Origin of the sequence: Acinetobacter sp. YH12251 (assembly GCF_013417465.1) — a bacterium.
Taxonomy (GTDB): domain Bacteria; phylum Pseudomonadota; class Gammaproteobacteria; order Pseudomonadales; family Moraxellaceae; genus Acinetobacter; species Acinetobacter amyesii.
In genome coordinates, this window is sequence record NZ_VPDZ01000002.1 from 282373 (window position 1) to 309322 (window position 26950).

Below are 26950 nucleotides of genomic sequence, written 5' to 3' on the forward strand. Positions count from 1 at the left end.
TTTAGTTCTCTTTATACCATTTGCGTTTTAACCATAGCGATACACTCACTAATGCAATCAGCACAGGGACTTCAACCAATGGGCCAATAATCGTGGTAAATGCAATCGGAGATGCAATGCCAAAGGTGGCGATGGCAACAGCGAGGGCAAGTTCAAAATTATTACCTGCTGCGGTAAAGGATATCGCAGTGGTTTTGGCGTAGTTATTGCCCATCCATTTGCTCATCAAAAAGCTAATGAAAAACATCACCACAAAGTAGATTGTGAGGGGAATGGCAATACGCAGTACATCCATCGGAAGGCTCACGACATCTGCACCTTTGAGGCTAAACATCACCACAATGGTAAAGAGTAATGCGATTAAACTGATGGGGCTGATTTTGGGTATAAATTGATTTTTATACCAATCCAGACCTTTGTGTTTTACCAATATGGCACGCGTCAGGAAACCGAGCAGGAAGGGAATACCTAGATACACCAATACTGCATGTGTGATGGTCCAAAAGCTGACTTGGATCACTTGTGCTTCGATACCAAAATATGGCGGTAAAAAACTCAAAAAGAACCATGCGTAGGTACTAAAAAATGCAATTTGGAAAATACTGTTAAATGCCACTAAAGCCGTAACGTATTGGTTGTCCCCACAAGCGAGATCATTCCAAACCAGAACCATTGCAATACAACGTGCTAAACCAATCAGAATCAAACCGGTCATGTATTCAGGGTAGTGTTGTAAAAACACGATCGCCAAAATAAACATCAGGCAAGGCGCGATTAACCAATTTTGAAGCAGTGAAAGGTATAGGGTGCGTTTGTCTTTAAACACTTCAGGCAGTGCTTTGTAATCCACTTTCGCCAAAGGCGGATACATCATCAGGATTAAACCAATGGCAATCGCAATATTGACATCACCGATATTGAGTTGATTTAAAGCTCTTGAAGCACTTGGAACATACACGCCAATCGCAATGCCTAGCCCCATTGCGATAAAAATCCATAGCGTTAGATTGCGGTCTAGAAATGACAGTTTTGCAGCAGTCATTATTGAATCTCTGAAATTTTTTGGATTTCTTTGTTAAGCTCTTCACGACTTAATTGCTTAAAATCGAGTGCAAATAAAGCATCTAAACGGCGGTTAATATGTGCCACGGTATCAAGAAAAGCTGCAAGTTTGATGTCATCTGCAAGCTCTAAATGGGAAGGATCTTCTAAACCCCAGTGTGCTTTGATGGCAGAGCCTAAGTAAATTGGGCAAGCTTCTTGAGCTGCAGAACCACAGACAGTAATTACCACATCGGGTTGGTATTGTTCACATGCTGTGATGGTTTTACTCGACAAGCCCTCAGTCGGTAGATTGAGGTTATGTAGGGTTTTTAAGGTAAATGGGTGGACTTGTCCTGAAGGTTTACTGCCTGCGCTATAGGCACGGAAACCTTCAGGTGCACGCTTGTTAAACAGTACTTCGGATAAAATGCTGCGGCAGCTATTGCCAGTACATAGAAATAAAAAATTCATAGCGTTTCACACAATGTGGTAGTGCCTTTCGGAGAGTTTAAATCGAGATCTTTAAATCGTTCTTGGTGACGCATGACATCAAGTATTTGTGTACACCAAGTAGGCAGTGCAGGGTGAATGGAGTAATAGACCCATTGACCTTTGCGTTGATCACTCAAAACACTAGATGACCGTAGTAGCGCTAGATGGCGCGAAATTTTGGGTTGGCTTAATTGAAGTGATTCGGTGAGTTCACATACGCAGAGTTCACCTTTACATGCCAACAGCATGATGATGTTCAGACGAGTCTCATCTGCAAGTAATTTGAAAAATTCAGTCTGTTCCATTTTTATCTGTATATATGGATTTGCATATATCTTTACATGTGAACATATGGATGTCCATATGTATTGTTCAATAAAAATCCCACACTTGGTGGGATTTTTATATTTAGATCAGTTTAAAAGTCGAATGAAGTTTGTAAATAGAAAGTACGTGGCTGACCAATATATTTACCACCGGTTGCATCTGATGAACGGGTGAAATACTGTTTATCAAATACATTCTTGATGCCAGCGGCAACTTTAACCCCTTGCAGCGAACCGCTAAAGTCATAGCCTGTACGTACAGCGAAAGTTGAATAGCCAGGAATATCTCCCAGTTTACCGTTTGCAGTTTCTTCAGTTTGATAGATCCCCGAATCTTGGTTGCCGGGTGCACGTTGTTTAGATTGTGCATACATGTCGGCATTGATTGACCAAGCATCATATTTATAGCCTAAGCCAAAGTTTGCGACATTTTGTGAATAGAATGGCAAGTCCTTACCTTTGAAATTACCTGCTTCAGCAACTGCCTTGGTATAGGTATAATTACCATAGGCTTTCAAGCCTTCGAGGGTGTCAGCTAAATGTCCAAAGTCATAACTGAAACCGGTTTCAATCCCTTTATGACTTGTAGCACCGAGGTCAGTCCAAATGCCATTGTTTGCAGCATCACGTTCTAAAATCAGTTCTTTGTCAAAATCTAGATAAAACGCAGTTAATTCAGCGCTCAAACCATTGCCTAAATATTTGGTACCAATTTCATAGTTATTAGACTTTTCAGGATGTAAGCCATCTAGGGTTGTGACTGCTGTAGTACCTTGCGTTGTTGCTAATTGGTTGTATTGCTGTGGACCAAAAGATACACCGGCATTAGCAAAGAAATTCCAATGGTCTGTTGCTTTATATAGGACAGCTAAACTTGGTAAAAATTCGTCTGATTGGATCGAGGGATGAACAGTATTTTGTAATACGCCATTTTTATAAGCACTAAAACTGTTTTGCGTATCAATCGATTCAAAACGAACGCCGGGTGTAATATTCCATTTACCCAATTCTATACGGTTATCGATATAAGCTGCGTGTGCTTTGGTGCCACCCGCACTGCGGGTACGTGCTATAAACTGACCGGGTTCAGCATCTGCAGCGTATTCAGTACGGCCTGCGAACTCGGTGCTTTCTTCATCCATATAACGGTAGCCTACAGTCACTTCATTCAGCGTGCTACCTAAGCTATAGCTACGAGAATAACGTGGCTCAATGGCAAAGACTTTATAATCACGTGGTGAAGTATCTAAGCGATGATTGCCATTGGTTAAGGTGGATTCAAGGTTGCTGGTACGGAATGAATCGATGTAATAACTTAAAAGTTCAAAGTTGTTCGTGTCATCTTTATGTGTATAACGTAGGGATACATCTGAACGACGGCCAGTGAAAAAATCACGATAATGCGACGTTTGATATGGATTTGCTTCGAATTCAGCAGTGCTTAAACCTTCAGGCATTTTACCTGTACCATCGTAGTGATGGAAATTTAATGCAATTTTATCCTGATCTGTTATGTCATAAGCGGTTTTTAACATGACATCATCAATGTCATTTTTATTGTTCGCTTCACGATAACCATTGCCTTTAGTACCTGAATAAAGCAAGGCTAAGCCTAAACCATTATCAAATGTTCCACCAACGAACAGACTAGGACTTAATTTTACCTGATCTGTACCCGTTGCATATTCAGAGTTTAAAGCTACGGTTCCTTTAAATGATTCAGGAATGCTACGTGTGGCAAAATTGATAATACCACCGACATTTTGTGGCCCAAAACGGACAGAACCTGCTCCACGGACTACATCAACAGATTCTATATTTCCTAAAGAGACAGGTGCCATAGAAAGCTGTGGTTGTCCATAAGGTGCAAATGACATCGGTATGCCATCGATCAACACAGTTGAACGTGGAGAGAGGCGAGAAGTTAATCCACGAACGCCAATATTTAATGAAACATCGCTACCGCCAGTACCATTATTTTCTTGAACCTGAACACCAGGAACTTGGCGTAACGCATCTTTAAGAGATGTTGCTGCGCTTTCGTTTAAGCGTTTACGGTCAATGATGGTCCGCGCACCGGCATGCTTTTGCACCTTCTTTTCATTGGCGTTTTCCAGCCAGTTCCCTTGAGTTTCAATGGTGATGGTCGGTAAAACATCAGCTTGCGCGGTCTCTGTATTTTCAGCAGCAGAAGCCATAGTGGCAACCATGCTTATACCTACTGCAATAGTTAGCGGTAATAACGGGAAATTTTGAAGCTTTGGAGATTTTTTGCTTGAACTATACATAAAAGTGTGAGCAATGGAGAGAGAGCGCGTATCATAATCTTGCATGCGATAAATTTAAATAAGGATGATTATCATTTAAAACTATGAATATGATTAAGCTAATAGACTTTTTAATTTAAATAAAGAATAGGTGTAATTTATAGTCAAAAAAACCGCGCTAAAGCACGGTTTCTTAAAATGAATTTAATTATTTGAACTGGATAGAGCCATTTGCACTGACCGTGATTTTAGATTCACCACCTGCCATTTCTTGTTCAGGAATAGCATCGGCACTTGCAGCTTTCATCATGGCCATACGCGGTACTGGCTGACCACCATAATTGCTGGTATTTAAATTAATATTAACTAAGTTGTAGCCTGATTTATTCCATGCCTGAGCGAGCGCTTGGGCACGTTGTTGAAAGTTTTTGGATGCTTCAACCATCAGTTCATTTTCAACTTTTTTACGCTGTGCATCTGACACACTAAAGCTGATGGATTGAGTTTGGAAATTTTGTTGTAACTCGCTCACCAATTGGCTAGCTGCTTTAAAGTCTGTACTTTCTAAACGTACTTCGGCACGACCACGCCATTCTTTCAATTTACGACTGTCATTGTCATAAATCGGGTAGGTGCTTTGAGATCCCGTTTCGATTTTTACCGCAGGGTATTTACGGGCTGTGTTCACCGCTTGGGTCATCAATTGGTTGATTTGGGTAGCAAGTTCAGCCGGCTGTTTATTTGATTTTTCAATATATAAAACAGCATACATTTGGTCGTTCGACACTTGGCGAGTAGCATCCGCCTGAATATTCACGATGTTGTAATTGAGTGGGTCAGCTGCTTGAGTTGCTCCTGCCAAACCTAGACCGGATGCTAATAAAACAGTGGATAAGATAATTTTACGCATTGTTATGACCTATTCTTCTTTCAGAATGACTAATTTAGCTTATGCTGTTATCTTAAAAGGGGATTATGATGGATTAAAGGAAAATCTGTGGTGGGATTGTAAATCTTTCAAGAAAAATAAATGTAGTGCTTGATGAATATTTATTTAAATAATCAGTACTTAGTTGTTTCAATAATTGAAGATTACAATAATCATTCATAAGTTGTAAAAAAGCATAAAATAAAAAGGTTTTCTTTGTTTCGTCACACTGTAAGATGATAATTCAAGATATCCATGGAATAGATCTGTTTTTTCTCTAAATTATCTTTTTATTTGATCATAAAAGTGATTTATTTTCTTGAAAAAGTCTGTATCATCCGCCCTCTAGTTAGCCATTATATAGAGAGCTCTTAAAACTAACTGGAACTCATAAAGCACCGAGTCAAAGGACCGCAAGTCACCCGACTTATTTCTTTTAACCCATATCAGAGATGGTAATTCGATATGAGCGTTTCTTCTGTAAACCCTGCCACTAATTCTACTAACGAATACTATTTGACTCGCCAAAGCCAGATGGAATCCAATGTTCGTAGCTATCCGCGTAAACTTCCACTTGCGATAGCAAAAGCTTTAGGTTGTTGGGTTACTGATGTTGAAGGTACAGAGTACCTCGATTGTTTAGCTGGGGCAGGAACATTGGCATTAGGCCATAATCATCCTGCGGTAATTCAAAGTATCCAAGACACACTTGCAAGTGGCCTCCCATTGCATACTTTGGATTTAACAACGCCTTTAAAAGATGCTTTTACTGAAGCACTACTTGAGCAATTACCTGGTGGTAAAGAAGAGTATTGTCTACAGTTCTGTGGCCCGTCTGGTGCAGATGGTACAGAAGCAGCAATTAAATTAGCAAAAACTTACACAGGTCGTAGTTCAGTAATCAGCTTCTCAGGTGGCTACCATGGTATGACTCACGGTTCTTTAGCAATGACAGGTAACTTGTCTGCTAAAAATGCTGTGAACGGCTTAATGCCGGGTGTTCAATTTATGCCGTATCCGCATGAATACCGTTGCCCATTAGGCATAGGTGGTGAAGCGGGTGTAGACGCATTAACGTATTATTTCGAAAACTTCATTGAAGACGTAGAAAGCGGTGTAACGAAACCTGCAGCTGTAATCTTGGAAGCAATCCAAGGCGAAGGCGGTGTAGTGACTGCACCTGTAAAATGGTTAAAGAAAATCCGCGAAGTGACTGAAAAGCACAACATCGTGTTGATTCTTGATGAAGTACAAGCGGGCTTTGCACGTTCAGGTAAAATGTTTGCCTTTGAACATGCAGGTATTGAGCCAGACGTCATTGTAATGTCTAAAGCGGTAGGTGGTAGCTTACCACTTGCAGTATTGGGCATTAAACGTAAGTTTGACGCATGGCAACCAGCGGGTCACACGGGTACATTCCGTGGTAACCAACTTGCTATGGGTACTGGTCTTGCAACTATCAAAACCATCAAAGAACAAAACTTGGCTCAAAACGCACAAGAGCGTGGCGACTTCTTACAAGCTGAAATTAAAAAATTAGCGGTAGAATTCCCATGTATCGGTAACGTACGTGGCCGTGGTTTGATGATTGGTGTTGAAATCGTTGATGAACGTCAAAAAGCAGATCACATGGGTTCTTTACCAGGTGATTCTCAATTGGCAGCAGCAATTCAAGCAGCATGTTTCAACAACAAATTGTTGTTAGAAAAAGGTGGTCGTAACGGTACAGTAATTCGTTTACTTTGCCCATTGATCATCAACCAAGCTGAATGTGAAGAAGTGATTGTTCGCTTCAAGAAAGCTCTTGCTGAAGCACTAGTTGCAACTCGAGGCGCGTAAGACATGGTAGATTTTGCAGAACATCGTAAAGCGTTATTCTGCAATGATGCACAATCTATTGCTGACTACCAGTCAGCAATGGGCGAAGCGGTAAAAGCCGTTTCTGCATGGTTGCAAAATGACAAAATGTACACCGGCGGTAGTATTAAAGAGCTTCGTAGTGCAATTGCATTCAATCCTTCTAAAGAAGGTATGGGTGTACAAAAATCACTAGACCGTATGGTTGAGCTGTTCTTAAACAAAAGCTTAAAAGTACATCACCCACATTCTTTAGCGCATTTGCATTGCCCAACAATGGTAACAAGCCAAATCGCTGAAGTGCTCATTAACGCGACAAACCAATCGATGGATTCATGGGATCAAAGCCCTGCAGGTTCATTGATGGAAGTTCAGTTAATTGACTGGCTTCGCCAAAAAGTTGGCTATGGTGCAGGTCAAGCAGGTGTATTCACCTCTGGCGGTACGCAGTCTAACTTAATGGGTGTTTTGCTTGCACGTGATGCATGTATTGCTAAAAACTGGAAAGACGAAAACGGCAATCCGTGGTCTGTTCAGCGTGATGGTGTACCATCTGATGCTATGCGTAACGTCAAAGTTATTTGTTCTGAAAATGCGCACTTCTCTGTGCAAAAGAACATGGCAATGATGGGCATGGGCTTCCAATCTGTCGTGACTGTTCCTGTAGATGCGAATGCTCGCATGGACATGGACGCACTTGAGAAAACCATGGCTCACCTTCAAGCTGAAGGTAAAATCGTCGCATGTGTAGTTGCAACTGCGGGTACAACCGATGCAGGCGCAATTGACCCATTGAAAGAAGTACGTGCAATCACCAATAAATATGGCGCGTGGATGCACATCGATGCGGCTTGGGGCGGTGCACTGATTCTTTCAAATGACTATCGTTCAATGTTAGACGGTATTGAACTGTCTGACTCGGTAACGCTTGATTTCCATAAGCATTACTTCCAAACGATTTCATGTGGTGCGTTCTTGCTGAAAGATGAAGCGAACTATCGTTTCATGCATTATGAAGCTGAGTATTTAAACTCTGCTTATGATGAAGAGCATGGCGTTCCTAACTTAGTATCTAAGTCACTACAAACAACTCGCCGTTTTGACGCGTTGAAATTGTGGATGACGGTTGAAGCGTTAGGTGAAGAGCTTTACGGTTCGATGATTGATCATGGTGTAGGTCTAACACGTGATGTTGCGGACTATATTACTGCCACTGACGGTCTAGAAATGCTGGTTGATCCTCAATTTGCATCGGTATTGTTCCGTGTAGTACCAGCAGGTTACCCAGCTGAATTGTTAGATACATTGAACCAAAACGTGGCAGACGAATTGTTTGCTCGGGGTGAAGCGAATATTGGTGTAACTAAAGTAGGTCAGGTTCAATCTTTGAAAATGACGACTTTAAGCCCAGTAGCGACTTTAGACAACGTGAAGAATTTGCTTGCTCTGGTGCTTGCAGAAGCTGACCGTATCAAAGGCCCAATCGCTGACGGTACATATACACCTGCAATTGACTAATTGTCATTTTGTAGCTGTAGGTGAAGGGGCTCGTAAGAGCTCCTTTTTTTGTTTTAAATGAAAAGGCGCTTAATTTTTACATGGCCGCAATTTTTCATTGGGAGATGATAGTTTACTGCGTAGGCAGATTGTTACTTTGAGGGATCAAAGTAACTAAAATCCTTCTCAGGCAAAAGGTACATCCATGTGACCTTTACCTTACAGCGACATCCCTGTCGCCAGTCGCGATAGTCATTGATGTTTATCATTTGATGAATGAGATACCACAATATTTATCATTTGATGAATGAGATACCACAATATTTATAACCAATATAAGGCTTGTAAAGGAGTTTCCCTCTCCTTGTAGGAGAGGGTTAGGGTGAGGTGAATGCAATACGATATTGATGTTATGCTGCAAACAATGGACTAAAACCTTTCTTACGCAGCAGTTTGCGGTACATACTCGAACTACGGTCAGCTGGGAAATGTGCTTCAATGCTTAAATCTAAAGGCAAATATTCAGGCTTTTGCGATTCCGACACGAGACGGTCTTCCTCAAATATTTTCAGGTTAAAGTCGTAAGCATCTTCTACAGGCAGGTCTTTGTCATAATTACGGCAGATAGGCGCAAATAGTCGGGTAGAACGAGCAGTCATGGGGGATGCCGCATTCATAATCACTTGTTTGGTGTCGTTGGGAAAATGGATAGTCAGTGTTGCAGTAAAAGGCAGATGTATTTCGAAATAACGTAGCCATTGAAAACCTTCTTGACCTTTTTGATCTAAACCAATGGGGGTAACGTTCAACACTGCTCCAATAGTCCGCATTATAACCTGTTACTATCTCAATAGTTTTATAGTCGGCTACTTCAACATTTTCAGGATCGCCAAAGGTATCAGGGTGTACCCATGCAAAATGCGCAACATCAATAAAACCTTCAAGCTGCCGGCCTGCAAAACATTGAAAATCTACCGTTGGACAAACCAATTGTTGATATTCGGTATTCTCCCAATTGGGCATGCTAGGTATATTGGGTTCAGCTTCAGAATGAGCCGTCAGATTGCACTAGATCAAACCATAGCGCTCTACCGCTGCATAGGTGCGTAAATTAAAGCGCGGTGAAATTTTCTGTTCTGGATATGCAGGAATACGGTTGCAATGACCATGTTCATCAAAGCGTAAGCCATGATATCGGCAGACCACGCCTTGACCATCATTCTTGCCTAAACTTAGGGGTACGCAGCGGTGTGGGCAGGCATCTTTAGCTACAATCAGTTCATCTCCCATTTTATAAATGACGAGCGGCATATCTAAAAGCATGGTGCCATAAGGCTGTTCTGTAATGTCTCGAGTGAGTGCAATCGGATACCAATATTTCGTAAGTAAGTGCCAGTCATGTTCTTCAAAAGTCATATGCACAGGCAAGTCTGGATTAAATGTCGCAATGGCTTTACTGGTCATTTTAGGCTCTGTTTTTATGTAAAGTTGCATATTGAGCTAACTAAAAATGTAATGAAATTTTAATTATTGGAATAACATGGAATAAAAAATCGAACATGCAAATGTGCATCATTCAGAAAAAGAGGACAATTTGAAAAAAGAAAATAAGACAAAATATGACAGTGATATGAATTCTTACGAATATCAAAGTAGAAATATATAAGACCAATACTTTGATAAATTTCATTACGTATTGAAAAATAAAGAATTATATTTAAATCAATGTGCAATCATCAATTATCATAAAAGCGTCATAAAGATGTAACCTAACTGTCATACTCTAAAATCAAAATGCAGATATCGAAAAAGTACAAGACTTTAAAAATAAAAGTGGCGTACTCCAATAAATGCATCAATTAAGAGAGATGAGAATGCGCTTAAATCATATCGCACTTGCTATGGTACTCACTACTGGGGCAACAGTCGCTACAACTGCAAATGCAGCTCGTGACACGATCCAAATTGCTGGTTCTTCTACAGTTTTGCCTTACGCAAGTATTGTTGCAGAAGAGTTTGGTAATACATTCCCACAATTTAAAGCACCTGTTGTAGGTTCTGGTGGTACTTCTGGTGGTTTGAAACAATTCTGTAATGGCGTTGGTGATAACACTATCGATATTGCTAATGCATCTCGTAAAATTAAAGACACTGAGCTTGCTGCTTGTAAAAAAGCAGGTGTAAACCAAGTTCTTGAGATTAAAGTAGGTTATGACGGTATCGTGTTTGCATCAAACGCTAAAAAAGCCGCATTCAAACTTCGCCCACAGCACGTATTTGCTGCACTTGCTGCTGAATTACCTTCAAAAGGTAAATTGGTTCCAAACCCATACACACGTTGGAATCAAATCGACCCAACTTTACCAAACGAAGCAATCACTTTAGTTATTCCTGCATCAAATCACGGTACTCGTGAAGTATTCCAAGAGAAAATGGTAGATGCTGGCTGTGAAACTTACCAAGCATTTGCGAAGCTAGATAAAGATGCAAAGAAAAAGGCATGTTCTACATTCCGTAAAGATGGCCGTGTAATTGAAATTGCTGGTGACTATACAGAGACATTGGCACGCTTAAAAACTTCACCTAACGCTGTAGGTGTATTCGGTTTAGGTTTCTATGATCAAAACCGTGACAAATTACGTGTAGCGACAGTAAACAATGTTGCGCCATCTGAGAAAACAATTCTGAATGGTTCTTACCCTGTATCACGTCCATTGTTCTTCTACGTGAAAGGTGAGCATCTTAAATCAATCAAAGGCTTGAAAGAATTTACAGAATTCTTTGTAAGCAAAAAAGTATCTGGTAAAGGTTCTAAGCTTGAAAAAGCAGGTCTGATTTCAATGTCTGACAAAGAACGTGCTGCGGTACTTGCAAACTTCAAAGCGGGTAAGGCTGTTAAATAAAAGTATGGAATTAGCCAATGGCAGGGTCGACCTGCCATTGGTTTTTTTGCAAAGAAACAGTTTTTTCAAAATGTGTCATTGAAGAAACAGTGGAGATTACATGAATCTGCTCCTCATTGGTGTGTTACTGGCGATTATTGCCATTGCCTATCAAGTTGGCTTAACCAAGAGTCGTAAACTTGCAGGTAAAGGGAATAACTCAGCAATGCTGCATTCTCGACCGGGCTATTATGGTGTTTTGGTCGCTTTATGGTGTGGGATTCCCGCTTTTTTAATCTTGATTGTTTGGAACTTGGTTGAACCGAGTATTTTTCAACATGTTATTTTAAATAATGTTCCTGAAAATATTCGTTTAAGTTTAGATCCTGCAAGCACAAGCGTAATGGTTGACCGCGTTCAAGCGATTGCTTCTGGTTTTGGAGTAAGTGATACGCCAGCTGCATATGAACTTGCAGCAGCAGAACAGTTAAAGAAAATTGAAGGCATCGGCTCATATGCAAAATTGGCCGTTGTGATTTGTGCGGCATTGATTGGTTTAGTCATGGCTAAACGCCGCATCGCAGAAAAATATCGTGCACGTAACCAAGTCGAAAAAGTTATTAATATCGCATTGGCACTGTGTTCGGGGGTCGCCATCCTGACAACAGTTGGCATTGTGATGTCGATGTTCAGTGAAGCCATGCGTTTCTTTAGTTTTGTCAGTCCACTCGATTTCTTCTTAGGCACTGAATGGAACCCAGGTTTTAGTACATCAGGGAATGCCGAAGGTAGTTATGGTTTGCTGCCACTCCTTTGGGGCACACTCATGGTTAGTGGTATTGCACTACTGGTTGCTGTTCCGGTTGGTCTGATGATTGCGATTTATTTGGCTGAATATGCAAAGCCAAGTTTCCGTGCTTGGGCAAAACCTGCCATAGAAGTTCTCGCAGGTATTCCAACCATCGTTTACGGTGTATTTGCCTTAATGATTATTGGACCCTTTGCAAAACAGCTTGGCGCATATATTGGACTCGATATTAATGCAACCAGTGCTCTAACAGCAGGCTTTGTGATGGGGATTATGATTATCCCATTCGTTTCATCATTATCTGATGACATCATTACCCAAGTCCCTCGCGCGCTTCGTGACGGTTCACTCGGTTTGGGTGCTACAAAATCAGAAACCATTCGCCAAGTAGTGATTCCAGCTGCTTTGCCGGGCATTATCGGTGCATTCTTATTGGCAGCATCTCGTGCAATTGGTGAAACCATGATTGTGGTACTTGCAGCAGGGAACAGTCCTTTACTACACATTAATCCGCTCGAAGCAGTGTCTACAGTCACCATTACCATCGTAAACCAATTAACAGGTGATACAGACTTTGCGAGTCCTCAAGCATTGGTTGCTTTTGCACTCGGTTTAACACTGTTTGTGATTACCTTAGGGCTGAATATTGTTGCACTGTACATTGTGCGTAAATACCGTGAGCAATACGAATGAGTACGACGAATACATCAAACATGGATCAAAAATTTGATTCACATGCAGCCGCTGAGCTTCGTGAAAAACGTAAGAAAATCATTGAAAACTCTTTGGCGAAAAGACATCGTAAAGAAAAGACCTTCCGTGTCTTGGGCTTTAGTGCAGTAGTGACTGGTTTATTTTTCGTCGTGCTATTGTTTGGTAGTATTTTAGCCAAAGGCTTACCAGCATTCTGGCAAAGCTCGATGACGGTTCCTGTGTTTTTTGATCCAAGTATCGTCAATGTAGGAGCAAAACCGGTTCAAAAAGAAGGTGAATCTCCTGCACAGTTCCAAGAGCGTTTTATTGCTTGGCAAACTGAAATGGGCATGGTGGATTGGGATGCGCTCATCGTAAATGGCATCATAGCAAAAGATCCAGCGATTGCCTCACAACGTGATGATCTCAACAGTTTATATACAAGTTCAGAAGCTTATCGCTTACGTGACATGGTAATGGCAGATCCGTCATTGATTGGTCAAAAACAAGATTTTAAAATCCTTGCAGATGCTAATGTCGATGTCTGGTTGGCTGGTAATATTGACCGCAGCTTGCCTGATGAACAGCAACAATTGAGCCCAGAAGTACGCCAACTTGCAGATAAACTTAAAGCTGACGGTGTGATTACTAACTCATTTAATACTGAAATATTTAAAAATCCAGACTCTCGTAGCTCACCTGCAACTTCAGGTTTAGCAGGGGCGTTTATGGGGTCGTTATTTATGATGCTGATCGTGATCATTATTTCGATTCCAATTGGTGTAGCATCTGCAATTTACTTAGAAGAGTTTGCACCTAAAAACTGGATTACCGATGTTGTCGAAGTCAACATTAACAATCTAGCAGCGGTTCCTTCGATTGTCTTTGGTTTGCTTGGTGCAGCGATCTTTATTGGTTGGATGCATATGCCGCTTTCGGCTCCTGTGGTTGGTGGTTTAGTCTTAAGTTTGATGACTTTGCCAACGGTCATTATTACAACACGTGCATCTTTAAAAGCTGTTCCTCCATCGATCCGTCAAGCCGCTTTAGGTTTGGGTGCATCACGTTTACAAACTGTATTTCACCACGTCTTGCCACTGGCATTACCAGGTATCTTAACCGGTGCCATTATTGGTGTTGCGCAAGCCCTAGGAGAAACTGCTCCATTATTATTGATTGGTATGAGTGCCTTTGTGGCAAGTGTACCAGCCACTCCTTTAGATCAATCCACTGCATTACCTGTACAAATTTTCCTTTGGCAAGGTAATGAGCTACGTAACTTCTTTGAAGGACGTACCGCAGTAGCAATCATTGTACTTCTTGCTCTCATGATCGGCTTAAACAGTTTAGCCATCTGGTTACGTAAGAAATTTGAAGTACGCTGGTAATTGAGGGCATTATATGAATAGCGTCATTACAACTGAAAAGAATTCCTTATATCAGGATAAGTCCGTGAATCCAGAACAAACACAATTTACCTCTGCTCAGGGCAGCCAAAAACAAACCAATACTGCGTTTGTGTCACAATTCGATACGCAATCTAGCGCGAAAAAAGATGCGAAATCGAGCAATGTGAAAATCAGTACAAATGATGTGCATGTGTACTATGGCGAATCTGAAGCGATCAAAGGCATTGATCTGAACATTTATGAAAATGAAGTGATCGCCTTTATTGGACCGTCTGGTTGTGGTAAGTCAACTTTCCTGCGTACGCTCAACCGTATGAATGACACGATTGATTCTTGTCGTGTGACAGGACAAGTGCTCATGGATAATCAAGACATCTATGATCCAAATCTTGATGTGGTGTTACTGCGTGCCCAAGTGGGTATGGTTTTCCAAAAGCCGAACCCATTTCCAAAGTCAATTTTTGACAATGTCGCTTATGGTCCAAAACTTCATGGTTTGGCACGTGACAAATACGATATGGAAGAAATTGTTGAAAATAGCCTATGTAAAGCAGGGCTTTGGGATGAAGTGAAAGACCGTTTGAGCCAACCGGGTACGGGGCTTTCAGGTGGTCAGCAGCAACGTCTTTGTATTGCGCGAACCATTGCAGTCAGTCCTGAAGTTATTTTGATGGATGAACCCTGTTCAGCACTGGATCCGATTGCAACTGCAAAAGTAGAAGAACTCATCACTGAACTTTCAGCGCAATATACCATTGCGATTGTGACGCACTCGATGCAACAAGCAGCACGTGTATCTGACCGTACCGCATATTTCCATTTGGGTGATTTGATTGAAGTGAATTCCACTGAAAAAGTCTTTACTCAACCGGATCATCAGTTGACTGAAGCGTATATTACCGGGCGTTTTGGTTAATCTAATCGGTTTAAAAATAGAGCCGAAAGGCTCTTTTTTTTATGGACTTTATGATTAGGTAGAAAAAGCTTAGTAGAAATAAAATACTCAATTTGGCTCAATGAGAATTATTTTCAAAAAATAGATTGAATTTTTGTGATGCAACCCACATGTTATACAACATAAATATGAATTAAATGAGTTTCAATTTTATGCTATTTCATAATCCCAAGTTGCCTGCGGAAATTCGTGTAAGTCACTTAAATGCACGTATTAATGAACAACGAAAAAAAATTGCGCAAACCACTGCATCTAAACTTGAGCTACTGCAACTAAGCCAACAATTATCAAAAGAAGCGCGCGCACGTAAAAAGAATAACCAAAAAATTTATGTGATCGATTTTAATGGTGATACCGCTGCATCGGCGGTGACAAGCCTTCGTGAAGAAATTACCCTAATCTTAGCGACAGCAAAAGCTGGGCGCGACCGCGTAGTTTTACGTTTAGAAAGTCCAGGCGGGATGGTGCATGGCTATGGTCTGGCTGCAGCACAATTGGTACGTTTACGTGATGCTGGATTTAACTTAACCATTTGTGTGGACAAAGTTGCTGCAAGCGGTGGCTATATGATGGCCTGCATTGCAAATGAAATTGTTTCAGCACCATTTGCCGTAGTAGGTTCGATTGGTGTGGTTGCACAAGTGCCGAACTTTAACCGTTTATTGAAAGAAAAGCATATCGATTTTGAGTTGTATACTGCGGGTCAGTTCAAACGTACCGTAACGATGTTTGGTGAAAATACGGCTGAAGGTAAAGCTAAATTTGAAGAAGAGTTACAGCAAACGCATAACTTGTTTAAACACTTTGTTGAAAAATACCGTCCTCAGCTCAATGTCGATAAAGTTGCAACAGGTGAGCATTGGTATGGGCAAGATGCCATTGATCTTAATCTAGTCGACAAATTGCAAACGTCAGATGAATATCTATTAAGTCTCATGCCACAACATGATGTATATATGATTGAAACCCGCAAAAAGCCAACACTTGGTGAGAAGTTGGGCTTACAAGCAGCACAAATTGCGGATTCATTGGTTCCTGCAGTCATGTCTAAAGTGATGGAGTCATTGAGCAAAGCCAATTCGAGTCTCGTGCAGTTGCGTGATCCTAAACTCTAAAATCGTTTTTGTTATGATGTCTTTAAAGCTCACTTCGGTGAGCTTTTTTTATTCTAAATGACGCTACTTTGAAAATTGCAGCAAGCGCGGCTAATAAACAGCAATCATTTATAAATACTTTGATAATTTTGATTATCCAAACTTGGCTGAATTTAAAATATTAAAATGGATAGAACCATAGAAACCGCTGTTATTGGCGTAGAATTTAAGGTGAAAAATTAAATAAAAATAATTCTGATGAATTTACATCCAGAATGGTTTGTCTGTTCAGCACCAATTTGATAAGGTACTTAACTAATTATTTATTAGATGTTTATTACATAATAACACTGAGGGCGAAATGACAAAAATTGTCGTGATATCAAAGAAAGATCAAACGATTTTAAAAGAAACTCAGGCCACAAAAATACAAATATCTCAACCGTCCGTTATTCAGTTAGAACTCAAGCCAGCCGATATTCAGTCGATCCATCGAGTCGGAAATCAATGTGTGATTACCCTGAAAAATGGTCAAAAAATCGTGATTGATCATTTTTATACAGATGACTTTGGCTCTGATAATTCTTTGGTTTTACATAGTGGGCCAGAGCAATTTGAATTGGTTGAAATGGATGTCGATGGCAAAACGGTGAGCTATCGCTCTGTGAATGAATTTATGCAACCTTTAGGTGCATCGACACAGTTAAATCAGGCGACAACACCTGCTCAAGCTACGGAAGTTGCAAGTGAAGATGATGGTTCGTCATCGCTACTTAAGGCGGGATTGGCGATCTTAGGTGCAGAAGCGGTATATCTTCTGGCTTTTGACAAAGAAGATGATAAATCTTCTAGCAATGACAAAACAGCGCCAAGTACGCCAACTGGAAGTTTTGATAGTGATGGAAAAGTCGTGTCCGGCAAGGCAGAAGCTGGTGCAACGGTTTATATCGTAGATGCGAAAGGCAATACGATTGGTCAATCTAAAGTAGATGCCGATGGCAACTATAAAATTACTTTAGATGACGCGATTACAGACGGCAATCGCGTAATTTTGTACGCTAAAGACAAGGCGGGAAATAGTTCACAATCGACGATATTGACGGGTAATAAAGATACAATTTCGCCGGACGCGGCAAATGCACAAGTGGATGAAAGCGGTAAGTTTGTCTCTGGTTTTGCCGAAGCGGGTGCAAAAGTTTATGTTTATACTGCAGATGGCACAACGCTTTTAGGTGGGCCTGTGACTGCGGCAAGTGATGGCAATTTCTCCATTGCATTAAGTAATACTTTACAAGCAGGTGAGACGGCTAAAGTCATTGTAGAAGATAAAGCTGGCAATAAATCTGAAGTGCAGTTGGTTGAAATGGGCAAAGATACGCTTCGACCTGATCAACCTAAGATTGAAGTGAATAAAGCCGGAACTGAACTGGTTGGTACTGCCGAAGCCAATAGCACCATTCAAATATTAGATGCAAATTTACAAGTCATCGCTACCACTACGGTAGATGCCAATGGTCAATTTAAACTAACATTGTCCCCAGCACTGTCGGATAGTAATAAGACCACCATTATTGTGGTTGATGCAGTAGGGAATCAATCTACACCGTTAAATATCAGTGCTGGAACAGACAATACAGCACCAGTGGCACCAACAGCGACGATCAATATTGATGGTACAGAAGTGTCGGGAAGTGCGGAAATTGGTGCCAAAATTACCATTAAAAACAGTACAGGAAATACGCTTGGTACCGCAACTGTAGGTGACGATGGTCGCTATACGGTGAAATTAAGCAGCGCAGTAACAGATAATAATGTTGTCCAAGTGACTGCGACAGATGCCGCTGGCAATAGCTCAAAGAGCACGCAAGTGATTGGGACAAAGGACACTATTGCACCATCCGCGCCGACATTGACGACTGTGTATGATGATCGAGATACTACAAAGCTCACCATTAAACAGGGTGAAAGCACTCAAGATTCGACACCTAGTTTTGAAGGCAAAGGTGAGACCAATGCCACGATTACCATTTATAAAAATGGAGTCGCAGTGGCAACCGTCAAAGCAGATACCAGTGGAAAATGGTTGTATACACCAGAATCTGACTTAGCGGCAGGTAAGTATAGCTATAGTTTTACCCAAACGGATCTAGCTGGAAATACCAGTGCCAAAAGCTCAGCATTTGATTTTACAGTTGAAGCGATGACAGTTGCTAAAGCGAGTTTATTCTTGATCTCAGAAGAACAGGCTTCGAATGAATTACATGATCAAGCATCGCTGTTAATAGATGATAATAATGTATTTGATGTACTTGCGCAGCACAGTGTGTCGAGCTTTAGCTTAGACGAAACTAACGCATTCATTCCTAATGATCAAATTAATTTGAACAGCTTATTGAGCAATCACGAACCAAACAATGCTCTTGATGTAATATCAGATGATTCATCTTATTTAAATGCGTCCATCAATCCTGTATCGGGTGGGACAGCAGTTTCAAATACAGAGCTTCAAACAGCATGGGGCGCTTTAGATCCATTAGATCAAACCTTAAATGCGCTACCACTGTATTAATACATCCATTCATGAATATAGCGATAAAAAAGCACTCGGATGAGTGCTTTTTTATTTAAGATTTTTTCAGATTGAAATATAAAAGGCCGCCAGTGATCATCGCACCAAATGTTGCAAGCAGCATATCTTTATGCGCATCCCAAATATCACCTTGTTGCCCATTGTAATTTTCAGCGTCCTCTGGTGATAAGCCAATGGCAATCAGCCATTCGATCCATTCATAAAATAAACTGGTCGCCATGACGAATTGTACGACCAATAAAAAGAGTGTTCCGGCTTTTAACTGCGGTAGCCAGATTTGAAATATGCGATAAAAGAACGGGTAGAGCAGCAATCCATAGGCAAGATGTACAAGCCGATCATACATGTTCCGACTCCATCCCATGCTTTGATCAAGGTTGAAACCGAGGAGAGCTTGTGTCCATTCAGAATAGGGTACATAAGAATATAAATAATGGGCACCGATGACATGAATCAGTAAAAAGCCAAGATACAGACAAACTGTTCTGAAAGTTAGTCCTATTTTATAGAGGAAAACGAGCAGCACGATCAGCATAAACGCTGTGCCGATTTGATGGAGGATATATGCTTCCATTTCTAAAGGTTGGATACTGGCGATCACAATGGCAAGAGTTAATAACGCAAAAGCTAAGATGTGCTTAAGTTTTAATTTGAAATCAATCATGAAAAGGCAAAGCTCAAATTTTTTATCGGTGTGCAATGTTTATAATTCGCGGCAAGTATAGCCATAATGCGATGAAAGGTGTTAGTTCGACGGCGTTAGAATTTGTGCATTATTTTTTCAAATGTCATCAGCTAGCAACTAGGGATAAGTATTTTCAAAAAGATTGTATTAAACTCAGATGTATATCGAAGTTTATGTATTTGGAAGTAACTATGGCCGTTGTTGAGGCATTTATTGCGACTCAAAATTGTTATTTTAATTATGAGTTTGAAGAACTTAATTTAACAGATGATTTTCCAGAAGAGCTCTCTGTATCTTTGCGCGGCATGATGTTTCGCCATGAAATTCAGTATCCCAATGCCACATATTATGTTTATTACTCAGATGTTTTAACAGGCTGTGAATTACAACGGATGAAAGATGATTGGGCGAAATATTGCCCTGCAGAATAAAATTACGTCTAAATTTTCTATCTCCTTGCGGAGCATGCTCTTCATCCCAAAGGGAGTAGGAGTATATAGGTGGAAACAAAAAACGAGGCATGATGCCTCGTTTTTTTGATCTATCTAAAATCAGATTTTAGAAATCAGATCTTAGAAATTAAATCAGCAACTTGTTTTGCTTGAGTCGATGCATTACCTGTATAAGTCGCAGGTGTCATTTCTGCAAGACGTGCACGGTCAGCAGCTGGAACAGCTTCTAACTCGTTACCATTTACGAAATCAACCATCATTTCGCGAGTCATTGCTTGACCACGAGTAAGCGCTTTAAGTTTTTCGTATGGTTTTTCAACTGCATAACGACGCATTACAGTTTGAATTGGTTCAGCAAGAACTTCTTGAGCATGGTCGAGGTCTTCTAGAATACGTTGAGCATTCAACTCAAGTTTGCCAATACCTTTAGAGCAAGCTTCAAATGCAATCAAGCTTTGTGCAAAACCAACACCCATGTTACGAAGCACAGTTGAGTCAGTTAAGTCACGCTGCCAACGAGATACAGGAAGTTTTTCACCAAGGTGAGCCAATACCGCATTCGCAATACCCAAGTTACCTTCAGAGTTTTCGAAGTCAATTGGATTAACTTTATGTGGCATTGTTGAAGAACCAACTTCGCCTTCTTTCAAACGTTGTTTGAAGAAACCAAGTGAGATGTATCCCCAAACGTCACGGTTAAAGTCGATTAAGATTGTGTTGAAACGACGTAGCGCATCAAAAAGTTCCGCCATGTAGTCATGTGGTTCGATTTGAGTGGTGTACGGATTGAAGGTTAAACCTAAAGACTCTACAAAAGCTTGAGAATGAGCAGGCCAGTTAATTTCAGGGTAAGCAGAGTAATGAGCGTTGTAGTTACCTACAGCACCGTTAATTTTACCTAGAAGTTCAACTTGTTTGAATTGTTTGATTTGACGTGCAAGGCGGTAAGCCACGTTCGCCATTTCTTTACCCAAAGTTGTTGGGCTTGCAGTTTGACCATGTGTACGAGACAACATTGGTTGTTCAGCGTGTTGTTCAGCCAAAGCAACAATTGAATCGATGATTTGCTGCATTGCTGCAACTAAAACTTCACGGCCATTTTTAAGCATTAAAGCATGAGACAAGTTGTTGATGTCTTCTGATGTACATGCAAAGTGAATGAATTCTCCAGCATTTTTAAGCTCATCAATATGTGCGATTTGCTCTTTTAAGAAGTACTCAACTGCTTTTACGTCATGGTTTGTTGTACGTTCAATTTCTTTAATGCGGTTTGCATTGTCTTCAGAGAAGTTCGCAACAATTGCATCAAGCGCAGCGTTAGTTTCAGCACTGAACGCTGGAACTTCAGTGATTTCAGGACGGTTTGCAAGCGCTTGTAACCAACGCACTTCAACAGTCACACGAGCATGGATTAAACCAAACTCAGAGAGGAAGGGACGTAGAGCATCACATTTGCTTGCGTAACGTCCATCTAATGGAGAAAGTGCGGTTAAAGCGTTCATAGCGATTCCTTAAATTTTGGAATTAAACGTAAAACAAAAAGCCCGTACTGCATCAGTTAAACCACCTGATACTGTAAACGAGCGAGATCTTGAATATCTTGGAGCAGCTTACGCTTGCTGAAAATCATACCCCACGAGCTACCGCCGAGCTGACGCCACAAGTGAGCCATTTGTAAGCCTGTGAATAATGTCGCGCGAATGCGGTTGGTATGTGCTGTATCTTTAAATGCTTCAGCGTTGCCTCGAACCATAATGCGAGGATTGATCGAACCCGCAGTTTCAATATAGGTTTGGGCAAGGTTTGCAATGATACTTGGATGTAAATAATTATTATCGAAAAAAGAAAGCTGTCTTAGAATTTTTTGTTGGGATTGTTCAATGATTTCAACAAACTTGGGATTGCTATAGACTTTCTTTTCTAACTGCAATAATGCCATCGCATACGTCATGGGTAGCTTGGTATTGGCAAGTTTAGGCAATCTAGATTTTGGGGAAGTGTTAAATGGCTGGGTAATGCTGCTTTCTAAGGTCTTTAAACCCAGTGAAATATCCGCCAAACCACTAAAAAAATCGAGCGTCTGACTAGACTGATTCGACTTGGGACGGATATTTAAACTGGCTTTAATGAGATGTTCAAAATAAAAGTTACCGCTTTCCCCGATACTCTGTTGCCCAGTCAATGCAGTCATGTGGGTCAACTGTGTTGCTTGAAATACAGCAGCTAACGCCAATGCACGATTTTGGCGAGTATTCAGAGTTTGAGGCTGTTGAAACGGTAACTCTGTCATCCGAAACAATCCTTATACAATAAAATCCGGTTTAGGCGCATTGGTATGATGAATCACACCACCCCCTAAACAAACTTCACCGGTGTAGAACACCACACTTTGACCCGGTGTAACAGCACGTTGTGGCTCATCGAATTCGACACGCACACCATTTGGCGCTGTAGAGTCTTTAAATAATGTACAGTCTTGGTCAGGCTGACGATAACGAGTTTTCGCTGTGCAGCGGAAACCTGATTCAGGAATCTCTTGTTCACCAGCCACCCAATCAATCGCTTCAGACCATAAAATGGTGCTTTGCATGAGTGGATGTTCATGACCTTGACCAACGACTAGGCGGTTACCTTCGATATCTTTATGCAGTACAAACCAAGCGCCTTCTTCAGCACCTTTTAGACCACCAAGACCGATGCCACCACGTTGGCCGAGCGTATAGTACATTAAGCCGTGATGTTCACCAACCTCTTTACCTGTGTCTAGGACGATTTTTCCGGGTTGAGCAGGTAAATATTGCTTTAAGAAGTCATTGAATCGACGTTCACCAATAAAGCAGATGCCAGTAGAGTCTTTTTTCTTCGCAGTGGCTAAACCAAGTTCTTCAGCGATTTTACGCACTTGTGGTTTTTCAATTTCACCTACAGGGAATAAAGTCTTGTTAATTTCACGACCATGCACTGCATGTAGGAAATAGGTTTGGTCTTTATTTTGATCTACGCCACGCAGTAGAGGTGCATACTCTTCACCACGTGAATTTTTTAGCGTTTCACCACGGCGGCAATAATGGCCTGTCGCAATAAAGTCAGCACCTAGGTTCACAGCATGGTCAAGAAATGCACGGAATTTAATTTCTTTATTGCAGAGAATATCTGGATTTGGTGTACGACCAGCGGCATATTCTTCTAAAAAATGCTCAAAGACACGGTCCCAATATTCCATCGCAAAGTTTGCAGTATGAAGTTTGACACCAATTTTGTCACAAACGGCTTGAGCATCGGCAAGATCTTCCATTGCCGTACAGTATTCCGTGCCGTCATCTTCTTCCCAGTTTTTCATGAAAAGACCTTCAACTTGATAACCTTGTTGAAGTAAAAGTGCTGCAGATACAGAAGAATCTACACCACCAGACATACCGACGATGACACGTTGTTGCATAGGATTAAGCATCCAAATTTGAAATTAAGGGAGAATTTTGGTGCTCGTAAATGAGCGATAAAGGAAATTTTTGACCTGAAAGAGCATCTTGCACAGCTTTGATGACTAATGGACTGCGCGCACGGGCAGACTCAATAAGTTCATCAAGCGTCATCCATACTGCACCGACAATACCTGTGTCTAATTGTGCATCGGCATGGTGCTGAATATCTTTAGCTAAGAAACAGAAACGGAAATAAGTACGATCAGGGAACATCGGAGGAGTATAAGTATACATGCCTAGAAGGTTCGTGATTTCTACATTGTGACCTGTTTCTTCCATGGTTTCTCGAATGGCTGCTTCAATAATGGTTTCGCCAGCTTCGACATGACCTGCAGGTTGATTAAATACAGTATGGGTAACACCTTCTGTATGTTCTTCAACAAATAGGAATTTTCCGTCTTTTTCAACGACTGTCGCAACAGTGACGTGAGCAGTCCAAGCGGTCATAGAAAAGCACCATGGGGTAAAAACGCTATTCTACAAAATTTAGGGAGCGGTGGCTATGATGGGAGGTGAATTCTTTGGAGAGAGATGATTTTTGAGTTTGGATAAGAAATTTTTGTAGAACAATGATTGAATAATGAGCGTCGGACATGAAAATTTCACAAAAAAAGCTCAATCGGTGCTGATTGAGCTTTTTATACCAGCATAATGCTATGATTTAGAAAAGAAATTAAAAGCATTTCGTGTAACGTGTATTATGTTAATTTAGGGTAAGTTAACATTCAAATTATTAGACCTCTTGCGAAAGTATGGCTTTTATCTAATTTTTTATTAACTAAATCCTTATAAAATATAGTTGAGTTGTGTTTGTATTTTAATCAATTTAAGTGGTCTATTCTAAATCATAAATAAAACTCCGTTTAAAAAATAGAATTTTAACCTTTACATAGGAAACCCTATAACATGCTTTTTCATTACTAATTTCTTTTTGAAAATTATAATATTTTTTTTAAATGGAAAACCTTTAACAACAACATCGCTCAGCAAATATTTATTACCATCAATATTTACCTCAAATTTATCAATACCATGTTTAGTTTTATATCTTTTCTCCAGAAACAAACATCCCACATTTAATTTATTTTTTATTTTATATTCTCTTGTTTTTTCCATAAGAAAATACTCCTTGGCAAAATAACCAAAATACACAACAGGAACTAGAGTTAAACAAGCAAAAATATAAAAACGAGGATAACCTTTATTAGATTCCATATAACACCATTAGAGCTCTTTCATAAGTCATTTTTGACTCAGTTTCAATTATAGATTCCTGCAATTAAATTGAATCTTAATCCCAGTCTTTTACCACGGTTGCGATATCGCTAAGCAAGAATTTTGAAGGTTTTCAAAGTCCCGAATACATGCTGAATTCCAATTCTTCTTTTATTGATTTCTTGGTTATAAAGTTTTAGTTCAGGCTCTAGTCTAAAGTGCTTTTTTGCTTTTAATGGCAATAGACTATTCGGATACACGGTATAGATCACTTGGTAGCCCTTATCTACAAGGAGAAAACACCCTGCAGGAATCTGATTTAAATGGCGTTTGAATAGTTCAAAATCATGTACGGCACCACGACTCGTGCATAAACTAAGAATTTATTGAGTTTTATAATGGAGGCTGAGATTATGATGTATAGAGATAGACACCTGATCAAATCTATTTATATAAAATCTCTTATGCGAAATTGAGTTTTATTTGTAATTTCCCGAAACCTTCACATAATTCTGCGCTGAATAAGGCAAGAACGCTTTTTCTTTATCTGTTAAAGGTCGAACTTTCTTAACGGGACTACCAACATATAAATAACCACTTTCTAGAACTTTATTAGGTGGAACAAGTGAACCCGCGCCAATCATCACATCATCTTCAACAATTACATCATCCAAAATAATCGTGCCAATACCGACCAAAACACGATTACCAATGGTACAACCGTGTAATTTCACATGATGACCAATCGTCACATCTTCACCAATAATCAGTGGAGAACCTTCAGGTTTATCGGCTTTTTTATGACTCACATGCAACATTGAGTGATCTTGCACATTAGAGTTTTTACCAATACGAATATGATTTACATCACCACGAATCACAGCAAATGGCCAAACAGAGACATTTTCAGCCAATACAACATCGCCAATCACCACGGACATTTCATCGATATAGCAAGAGTCATCAATACGTGGGGCAGTGTCTAAATAAGGGCGAATGTTTTGGCTCATAGGAAAGTCATCTACAGGTTTTTAGGCAGTATAAAATAAAAAAGCACCTAGACCGAAATCTAGATGCTTTCACTTTAGTCTTAATATCGAGTTTTCATCAAACTTAGAATAAGTTGCTAAAGAATTGTTTGATGTGATCAATCATTTTTGCAAAGAAACCAGCTTCTTCAACATTTTGTAGAGCTACAAGTGGTTTTTCAGCAATGACTTTGCCATTAAGCGTTGCAACGTATTTACCGACCACTTGACCTTGTTTTAAAGGAGCAGTTAATTTTGGTTGAACAACCAATTGAGTTTTAATGGCGTTCGCTTCGCCTTTAGGCATCGTCACGTTAAAGTTTTCAGCTAGACCTACTTGAACTTCATTGTCTTTACCGTACCAAACTTTTGCTTTTGCAAGCACTTGTTTAGCAGGTTGAACTTTTACAGTTTCAAAGTTTGCATAACCCCAAGCTAAAATTTCACGTGTTTGAGATGCACGCTCGTTCATGCTTGGCGCACCAAAGATCACTGAAATTAAACGTAAAGGACCACGTTTAGCTGAAGTCGTTAAGCAGTAGCCCGCTTCTTCAGTATGGCCAGTTTTTAAACCATCTACACTTGGGTCAGTATAAAGCAGGGCATTACGGTTGCCTTGCTTAATGCCATTGAACGTAAATTCTTTTTCAGAATAGATCGGATAGTATTTTGAACTGTCATGAATGATATGTTGCGCAAGAGTCGCCATATCTTTGGCAGTCGAGAAATGACCTTCAGCTGGCATACCTGTCGCATTGATGAATTGAGTATTCACCATGCCAATACGTTTCGCTTCTTGGTTCATCATGTGGGCAAAGGTGCCTTCATTGCCAGCAATATGTTCTGCCATAGCTTTAGAAGCATCGTTACCCGACTGAATGATAATGCCACGTAACATTTCTAATGCAGTTGCAGTACCGTTGAGCGGAACGTACATACATGACTCAGTGCTGCTGCCGCGACACCAAGCCGACTCATTCATACGTACTTTTTCATTTTCAGTTAGTTCACCGCTTAATAACTTTTGCTCAATGATGTAACTGGTCATCATTTTTGTCATTGAAGCAGGAGCTAATTTTTCGTTTTCATTTTTAGAAGCAAGGATTTGCCCTGTCTCATAGTCCATCAGCACATAAGATTTATTATTTAATTCAGGTGGTGCAGAAAGGACAGTTGCCGCGAATGAAAAACTAGGTGCAAGTAGTAATGCGGCAAGGGCGGTTTTTCGGGTCATTCTGGGTGGTTC

General features: G+C 40.4%; 23 protein-coding genes and 1 pseudogene. 9 read left to right on the plus strand and 15 right to left on the minus strand.

The genetic code is table 11. The features are described 5' to 3' along the window. Window position 1: 1 nt before the first annotated feature. The 5 genes from arsB to FTV27_RS02135 all read right to left on the minus strand — a co-directional run bounded on the left by arsB (window position 2) and on the right by FTV27_RS02135 (window position 5039). On the minus strand, window positions 2-1042 hold the full coding sequence (gene arsB / locus FTV27_RS02115; protein WP_180076933.1) for an ACR3 family arsenite efflux transporter: 1041 nt from the start codon (window positions 1040-1042) through the stop codon (window positions 2-4). Next, window positions 1042-1515 carry an arsenate reductase ArsC gene (locus FTV27_RS02120; RefSeq protein ID WP_180076934.1) on the minus strand — a complete coding sequence of 158 codons (474 nt, stop codon included), beginning with the start codon at window positions 1513-1515 and terminating at the stop codon, window positions 1042-1044. Before FTV27_RS02120 ends, arsB begins: the two co-directional genes overlap by 1 nt. After that, the gene (locus tag FTV27_RS02125; protein WP_180055089.1) at window positions 1512-1841 is read right to left on the minus strand and encodes a metalloregulator ArsR/SmtB family transcription factor; all 330 of its coding nucleotides are present in this window, start codon (window positions 1839-1841) and stop codon (window positions 1512-1514) included. Before FTV27_RS02125 ends, FTV27_RS02120 begins: the two co-directional genes overlap by 4 nt. A 113-nt stretch (window positions 1842-1954) precedes the next feature. Continuing rightward, window positions 1955-4195: a TonB-dependent receptor family protein gene (locus FTV27_RS02130; protein WP_373687138.1), complete on the minus strand. Its 2241-nt coding sequence runs from the start codon at window positions 4193-4195 to the stop codon at window positions 1955-1957. Between the two features lie 142 nt (window positions 4196-4337). Then, a complete protein-coding gene (locus FTV27_RS02135) occupies window positions 4338-5039 on the minus strand; it encodes an SIMPL domain-containing protein (protein WP_180076936.1) in 702 nt (233 codons plus the stop codon). A 483-nt stretch (window positions 5040-5522) separates the two neighbouring features. Between FTV27_RS02135 and FTV27_RS02140 the strand changes: the two genes are divergently transcribed. Further along, window positions 5523-6896: a diaminobutyrate--2-oxoglutarate transaminase gene (locus FTV27_RS02140; RefSeq protein ID WP_180035339.1), complete on the plus strand. Its 1374-nt coding sequence runs from the start codon at window positions 5523-5525 to the stop codon at window positions 6894-6896. Window positions 6897-6899: 3 nt separating this feature from the next. Further along, window positions 6900-8432, plus strand: a complete 1533-nt coding sequence (locus tag FTV27_RS02145; RefSeq protein ID WP_180076937.1) for an aspartate aminotransferase family protein — start codon at window positions 6900-6902, stop codon at window positions 8430-8432. 389 nt (window positions 8433-8821) lie between these two features. On the opposite strand, the pseudogene FTV27_RS02150 reads toward FTV27_RS02145, so the two are convergent. After that, window positions 8822-9875, minus strand: a pseudogene (locus FTV27_RS02150) (Rieske 2Fe-2S domain-containing protein). Window positions 9876-10285: 410 nt separating this feature from the next. On the opposite strand from FTV27_RS02150, the gene FTV27_RS02155 reads away from it, so the two are divergent. From FTV27_RS02155 to FTV27_RS02180, 6 genes are all read left to right on the plus strand, one after another. Next, window positions 10286-11314 carry a substrate-binding domain-containing protein gene (locus tag FTV27_RS02155; RefSeq protein WP_180076938.1) on the plus strand — a complete coding sequence of 343 codons (1029 nt, stop codon included), beginning with the start codon at window positions 10286-10288 and terminating at the stop codon, window positions 11312-11314. A gap of 100 nt (window positions 11315-11414) precedes the next feature. Then, complete coding sequence (pstC, locus tag FTV27_RS02160; RefSeq protein WP_180076939.1) at window positions 11415-12794, plus strand: phosphate ABC transporter permease subunit PstC; 1380 nt, start codon at window positions 11415-11417, stop codon at window positions 12792-12794. Further along, on the plus strand, window positions 12791-14182 hold the full coding sequence (gene pstA / locus FTV27_RS02165; protein WP_180076940.1) for a phosphate ABC transporter permease PstA: 1392 nt from the start codon (window positions 12791-12793) through the stop codon (window positions 14180-14182). The genes pstC and pstA overlap by 4 nt, the downstream gene beginning before the upstream one ends. 13 nt (window positions 14183-14195) lie before the next feature. Then, window positions 14196-15119 carry a phosphate ABC transporter ATP-binding protein PstB gene (gene pstB / locus FTV27_RS02170; RefSeq protein WP_218949498.1) on the plus strand — a complete coding sequence of 308 codons (924 nt, stop codon included), beginning with the start codon at window positions 14196-14198 and terminating at the stop codon, window positions 15117-15119. Window positions 15120-15310: 191 nt separating this feature from the next. Then, window positions 15311-16273, plus strand: coding sequence for a protease SohB (gene sohB / locus FTV27_RS02175; RefSeq protein WP_078190186.1), 963 nt, complete (start codon window positions 15311-15313; stop codon window positions 16271-16273). Between the two features lie 340 nt (window positions 16274-16613). Next, complete coding sequence (locus FTV27_RS02180) at window positions 16614-18821, plus strand: Ig-like domain-containing protein (protein ID WP_180076941.1); 2208 nt, start codon at window positions 16614-16616, stop codon at window positions 18819-18821. 55 nt (window positions 18822-18876) lie between these two features. Here FTV27_RS02180 and FTV27_RS02185 read toward each other — a convergent pair whose 3' ends face one another. Then, window positions 18877-19506 carry a DUF2238 domain-containing protein gene (locus tag FTV27_RS02185; RefSeq protein ID WP_180076942.1) on the minus strand — a complete coding sequence of 210 codons (630 nt, stop codon included), beginning with the start codon at window positions 19504-19506 and terminating at the stop codon, window positions 18877-18879. 212 nt (window positions 19507-19718) lie between these two features. Here FTV27_RS02185 and FTV27_RS02190 point away from each other — a divergent pair, with 212 nt between their 5' ends. After that, window positions 19719-19958 carry a hypothetical protein gene (locus FTV27_RS02190; RefSeq protein WP_180060146.1) on the plus strand — a complete coding sequence of 80 codons (240 nt, stop codon included), beginning with the start codon at window positions 19719-19721 and terminating at the stop codon, window positions 19956-19958. Between the two features lie 134 nt (window positions 19959-20092). On the opposite strand, the gene purB is transcribed toward FTV27_RS02190, so the two are convergent. From purB to dacC, 8 genes are all read right to left on the minus strand, one after another. Beyond that, window positions 20093-21481: an adenylosuccinate lyase gene (purB, locus tag FTV27_RS02195; RefSeq protein ID WP_180076943.1), complete on the minus strand. Its 1389-nt coding sequence runs from the start codon at window positions 21479-21481 to the stop codon at window positions 20093-20095. Between the two features lie 56 nt (window positions 21482-21537). Then, the gene (hflD, locus tag FTV27_RS02200) at window positions 21538-22269 is read right to left on the minus strand and encodes a high frequency lysogenization protein HflD (RefSeq protein WP_218949500.1); all 732 of its coding nucleotides are present in this window, start codon (window positions 22267-22269) and stop codon (window positions 21538-21540) included. A 12-nt stretch (window positions 22270-22281) separates the two neighbouring features. Then, on the minus strand, window positions 22282-23418 hold the full coding sequence (mnmA, locus tag FTV27_RS02205) for a tRNA 2-thiouridine(34) synthase MnmA (protein WP_180076945.1): 1137 nt from the start codon (window positions 23416-23418) through the stop codon (window positions 22282-22284). Between the two features lie 4 nt (window positions 23419-23422). Continuing rightward, the gene (locus tag FTV27_RS02210; protein ID WP_180076946.1) at window positions 23423-23908 is read right to left on the minus strand and encodes an NUDIX hydrolase; all 486 of its coding nucleotides are present in this window, start codon (window positions 23906-23908) and stop codon (window positions 23423-23425) included. 438 nt (window positions 23909-24346) lie between these two features. Continuing rightward, the gene (locus FTV27_RS02215; RefSeq protein WP_180076947.1) at window positions 24347-24676 is read right to left on the minus strand and encodes a hypothetical protein; all 330 of its coding nucleotides are present in this window, start codon (window positions 24674-24676) and stop codon (window positions 24347-24349) included. Window positions 24677-24786: 110 nt separating this feature from the next. Beyond that, window positions 24787-25059 carry a transposase family protein gene (locus FTV27_RS02220; RefSeq protein ID WP_180077057.1) on the minus strand — a complete coding sequence of 91 codons (273 nt, stop codon included), beginning with the start codon at window positions 25057-25059 and terminating at the stop codon, window positions 24787-24789. A 96-nt stretch (window positions 25060-25155) separates the two neighbouring features. Beyond that, a complete protein-coding gene (locus tag FTV27_RS02225; RefSeq protein WP_180076948.1) occupies window positions 25156-25686 on the minus strand; it encodes a gamma carbonic anhydrase family protein in 531 nt (176 codons plus the stop codon). A 103-nt stretch (window positions 25687-25789) separates the two neighbouring features. Beyond that, window positions 25790-26938 (minus strand): D-alanyl-D-alanine carboxypeptidase PBP5/6, encoded by a 1149-nt coding sequence (dacC, locus tag FTV27_RS02230; RefSeq protein WP_078191838.1) that lies wholly within the window; start codon window positions 26936-26938, stop codon window positions 25790-25792. Window positions 26939-26950: the final 12 nt, after the last annotated feature.

Bases quoted from the DNA above. Each gene is read 5' to 3' on its own strand.
- FTV27_RS02215 (WP_180076947.1), bottom strand. From the start codon at position 24,676: ATGGAATCTAATAAAGGTTATCCTCGTTTTTATATTTTTGCTTGTTTA.
- FTV27_RS02135 (WP_180076936.1), bottom strand. From the start codon at position 5,039: ATGCGTAAAATTATCTTATCCACTGTTTTATTAGCATCCGGTCTAGGT.
- FTV27_RS02145 (WP_180076937.1), top strand. From the start codon at position 6,900: ATGGTAGATTTTGCAGAACATCGTAAAGCGTTATTCTGCAATGATGCA.
- hflD (WP_218949500.1), bottom strand. From the start codon at position 22,269: ATGACAGAGTTACCGTTTCAACAGCCTCAAACTCTGAATACTCGCCAA.
- FTV27_RS02120 (WP_180076934.1), bottom strand. From the start codon at position 1,515: ATGAATTTTTTATTTCTATGTACTGGCAATAGCTGCCGCAGCATTTTA.
- FTV27_RS02225 (WP_180076948.1), bottom strand. From the start codon at position 25,686: ATGAGCCAAAACATTCGCCCTTATTTAGACACTGCCCCACGTATTGAT.
- dacC (WP_078191838.1), bottom strand. From the start codon at position 26,938: ATGACCCGAAAAACCGCCCTTGCCGCATTACTACTTGCACCTAGTTTT.
- pstA (WP_180076940.1), top strand. From the start codon at position 12,791: ATGAGTACGACGAATACATCAAACATGGATCAAAAATTTGATTCACAT.
- FTV27_RS02155 (WP_180076938.1), top strand. From the start codon at position 10,286: ATGCGCTTAAATCATATCGCACTTGCTATGGTACTCACTACTGGGGCA.
- FTV27_RS02180 (WP_180076941.1), top strand. From the start codon at position 16,614: ATGACAAAAATTGTCGTGATATCAAAGAAAGATCAAACGATTTTAAAA.
- mnmA (WP_180076945.1), bottom strand. From the start codon at position 23,418: ATGCAACAACGTGTCATCGTCGGTATGTCTGGTGGTGTAGATTCTTCT.
- sohB (WP_078190186.1), top strand. From the start codon at position 15,311: ATGCTATTTCATAATCCCAAGTTGCCTGCGGAAATTCGTGTAAGTCAC.
- FTV27_RS02210 (WP_180076946.1), bottom strand. From the start codon at position 23,908: ATGACCGCTTGGACTGCTCACGTCACTGTTGCGACAGTCGTTGAAAAA.
- FTV27_RS02130 (WP_373687138.1), bottom strand. From the start codon at position 4,195: ATGCAAGATTATGATACGCGCTCTCTCTCCATTGCTCACACTTTTATG.
- FTV27_RS02125 (WP_180055089.1), bottom strand. From the start codon at position 1,841: ATGGAACAGACTGAATTTTTCAAATTACTTGCAGATGAGACTCGTCTG.
- FTV27_RS02190 (WP_180060146.1), top strand. From the start codon at position 19,719: ATGGCCGTTGTTGAGGCATTTATTGCGACTCAAAATTGTTATTTTAAT.
- FTV27_RS02185 (WP_180076942.1), bottom strand. From the start codon at position 19,506: ATGATTGATTTCAAATTAAAACTTAAGCACATCTTAGCTTTTGCGTTA.
- purB (WP_180076943.1), bottom strand. From the start codon at position 21,481: ATGAACGCTTTAACCGCACTTTCTCCATTAGATGGACGTTACGCAAGC.
- arsB (WP_180076933.1), bottom strand. From the start codon at position 1,042: ATGACTGCTGCAAAACTGTCATTTCTAGACCGCAATCTAACGCTATGG.
- FTV27_RS02140 (WP_180035339.1), top strand. From the start codon at position 5,523: ATGAGCGTTTCTTCTGTAAACCCTGCCACTAATTCTACTAACGAATAC.
- pstC (WP_180076939.1), top strand. From the start codon at position 11,415: ATGAATCTGCTCCTCATTGGTGTGTTACTGGCGATTATTGCCATTGCC.
- pstB (WP_218949498.1), top strand. From the start codon at position 14,196: ATGAATAGCGTCATTACAACTGAAAAGAATTCCTTATATCAGGATAAG.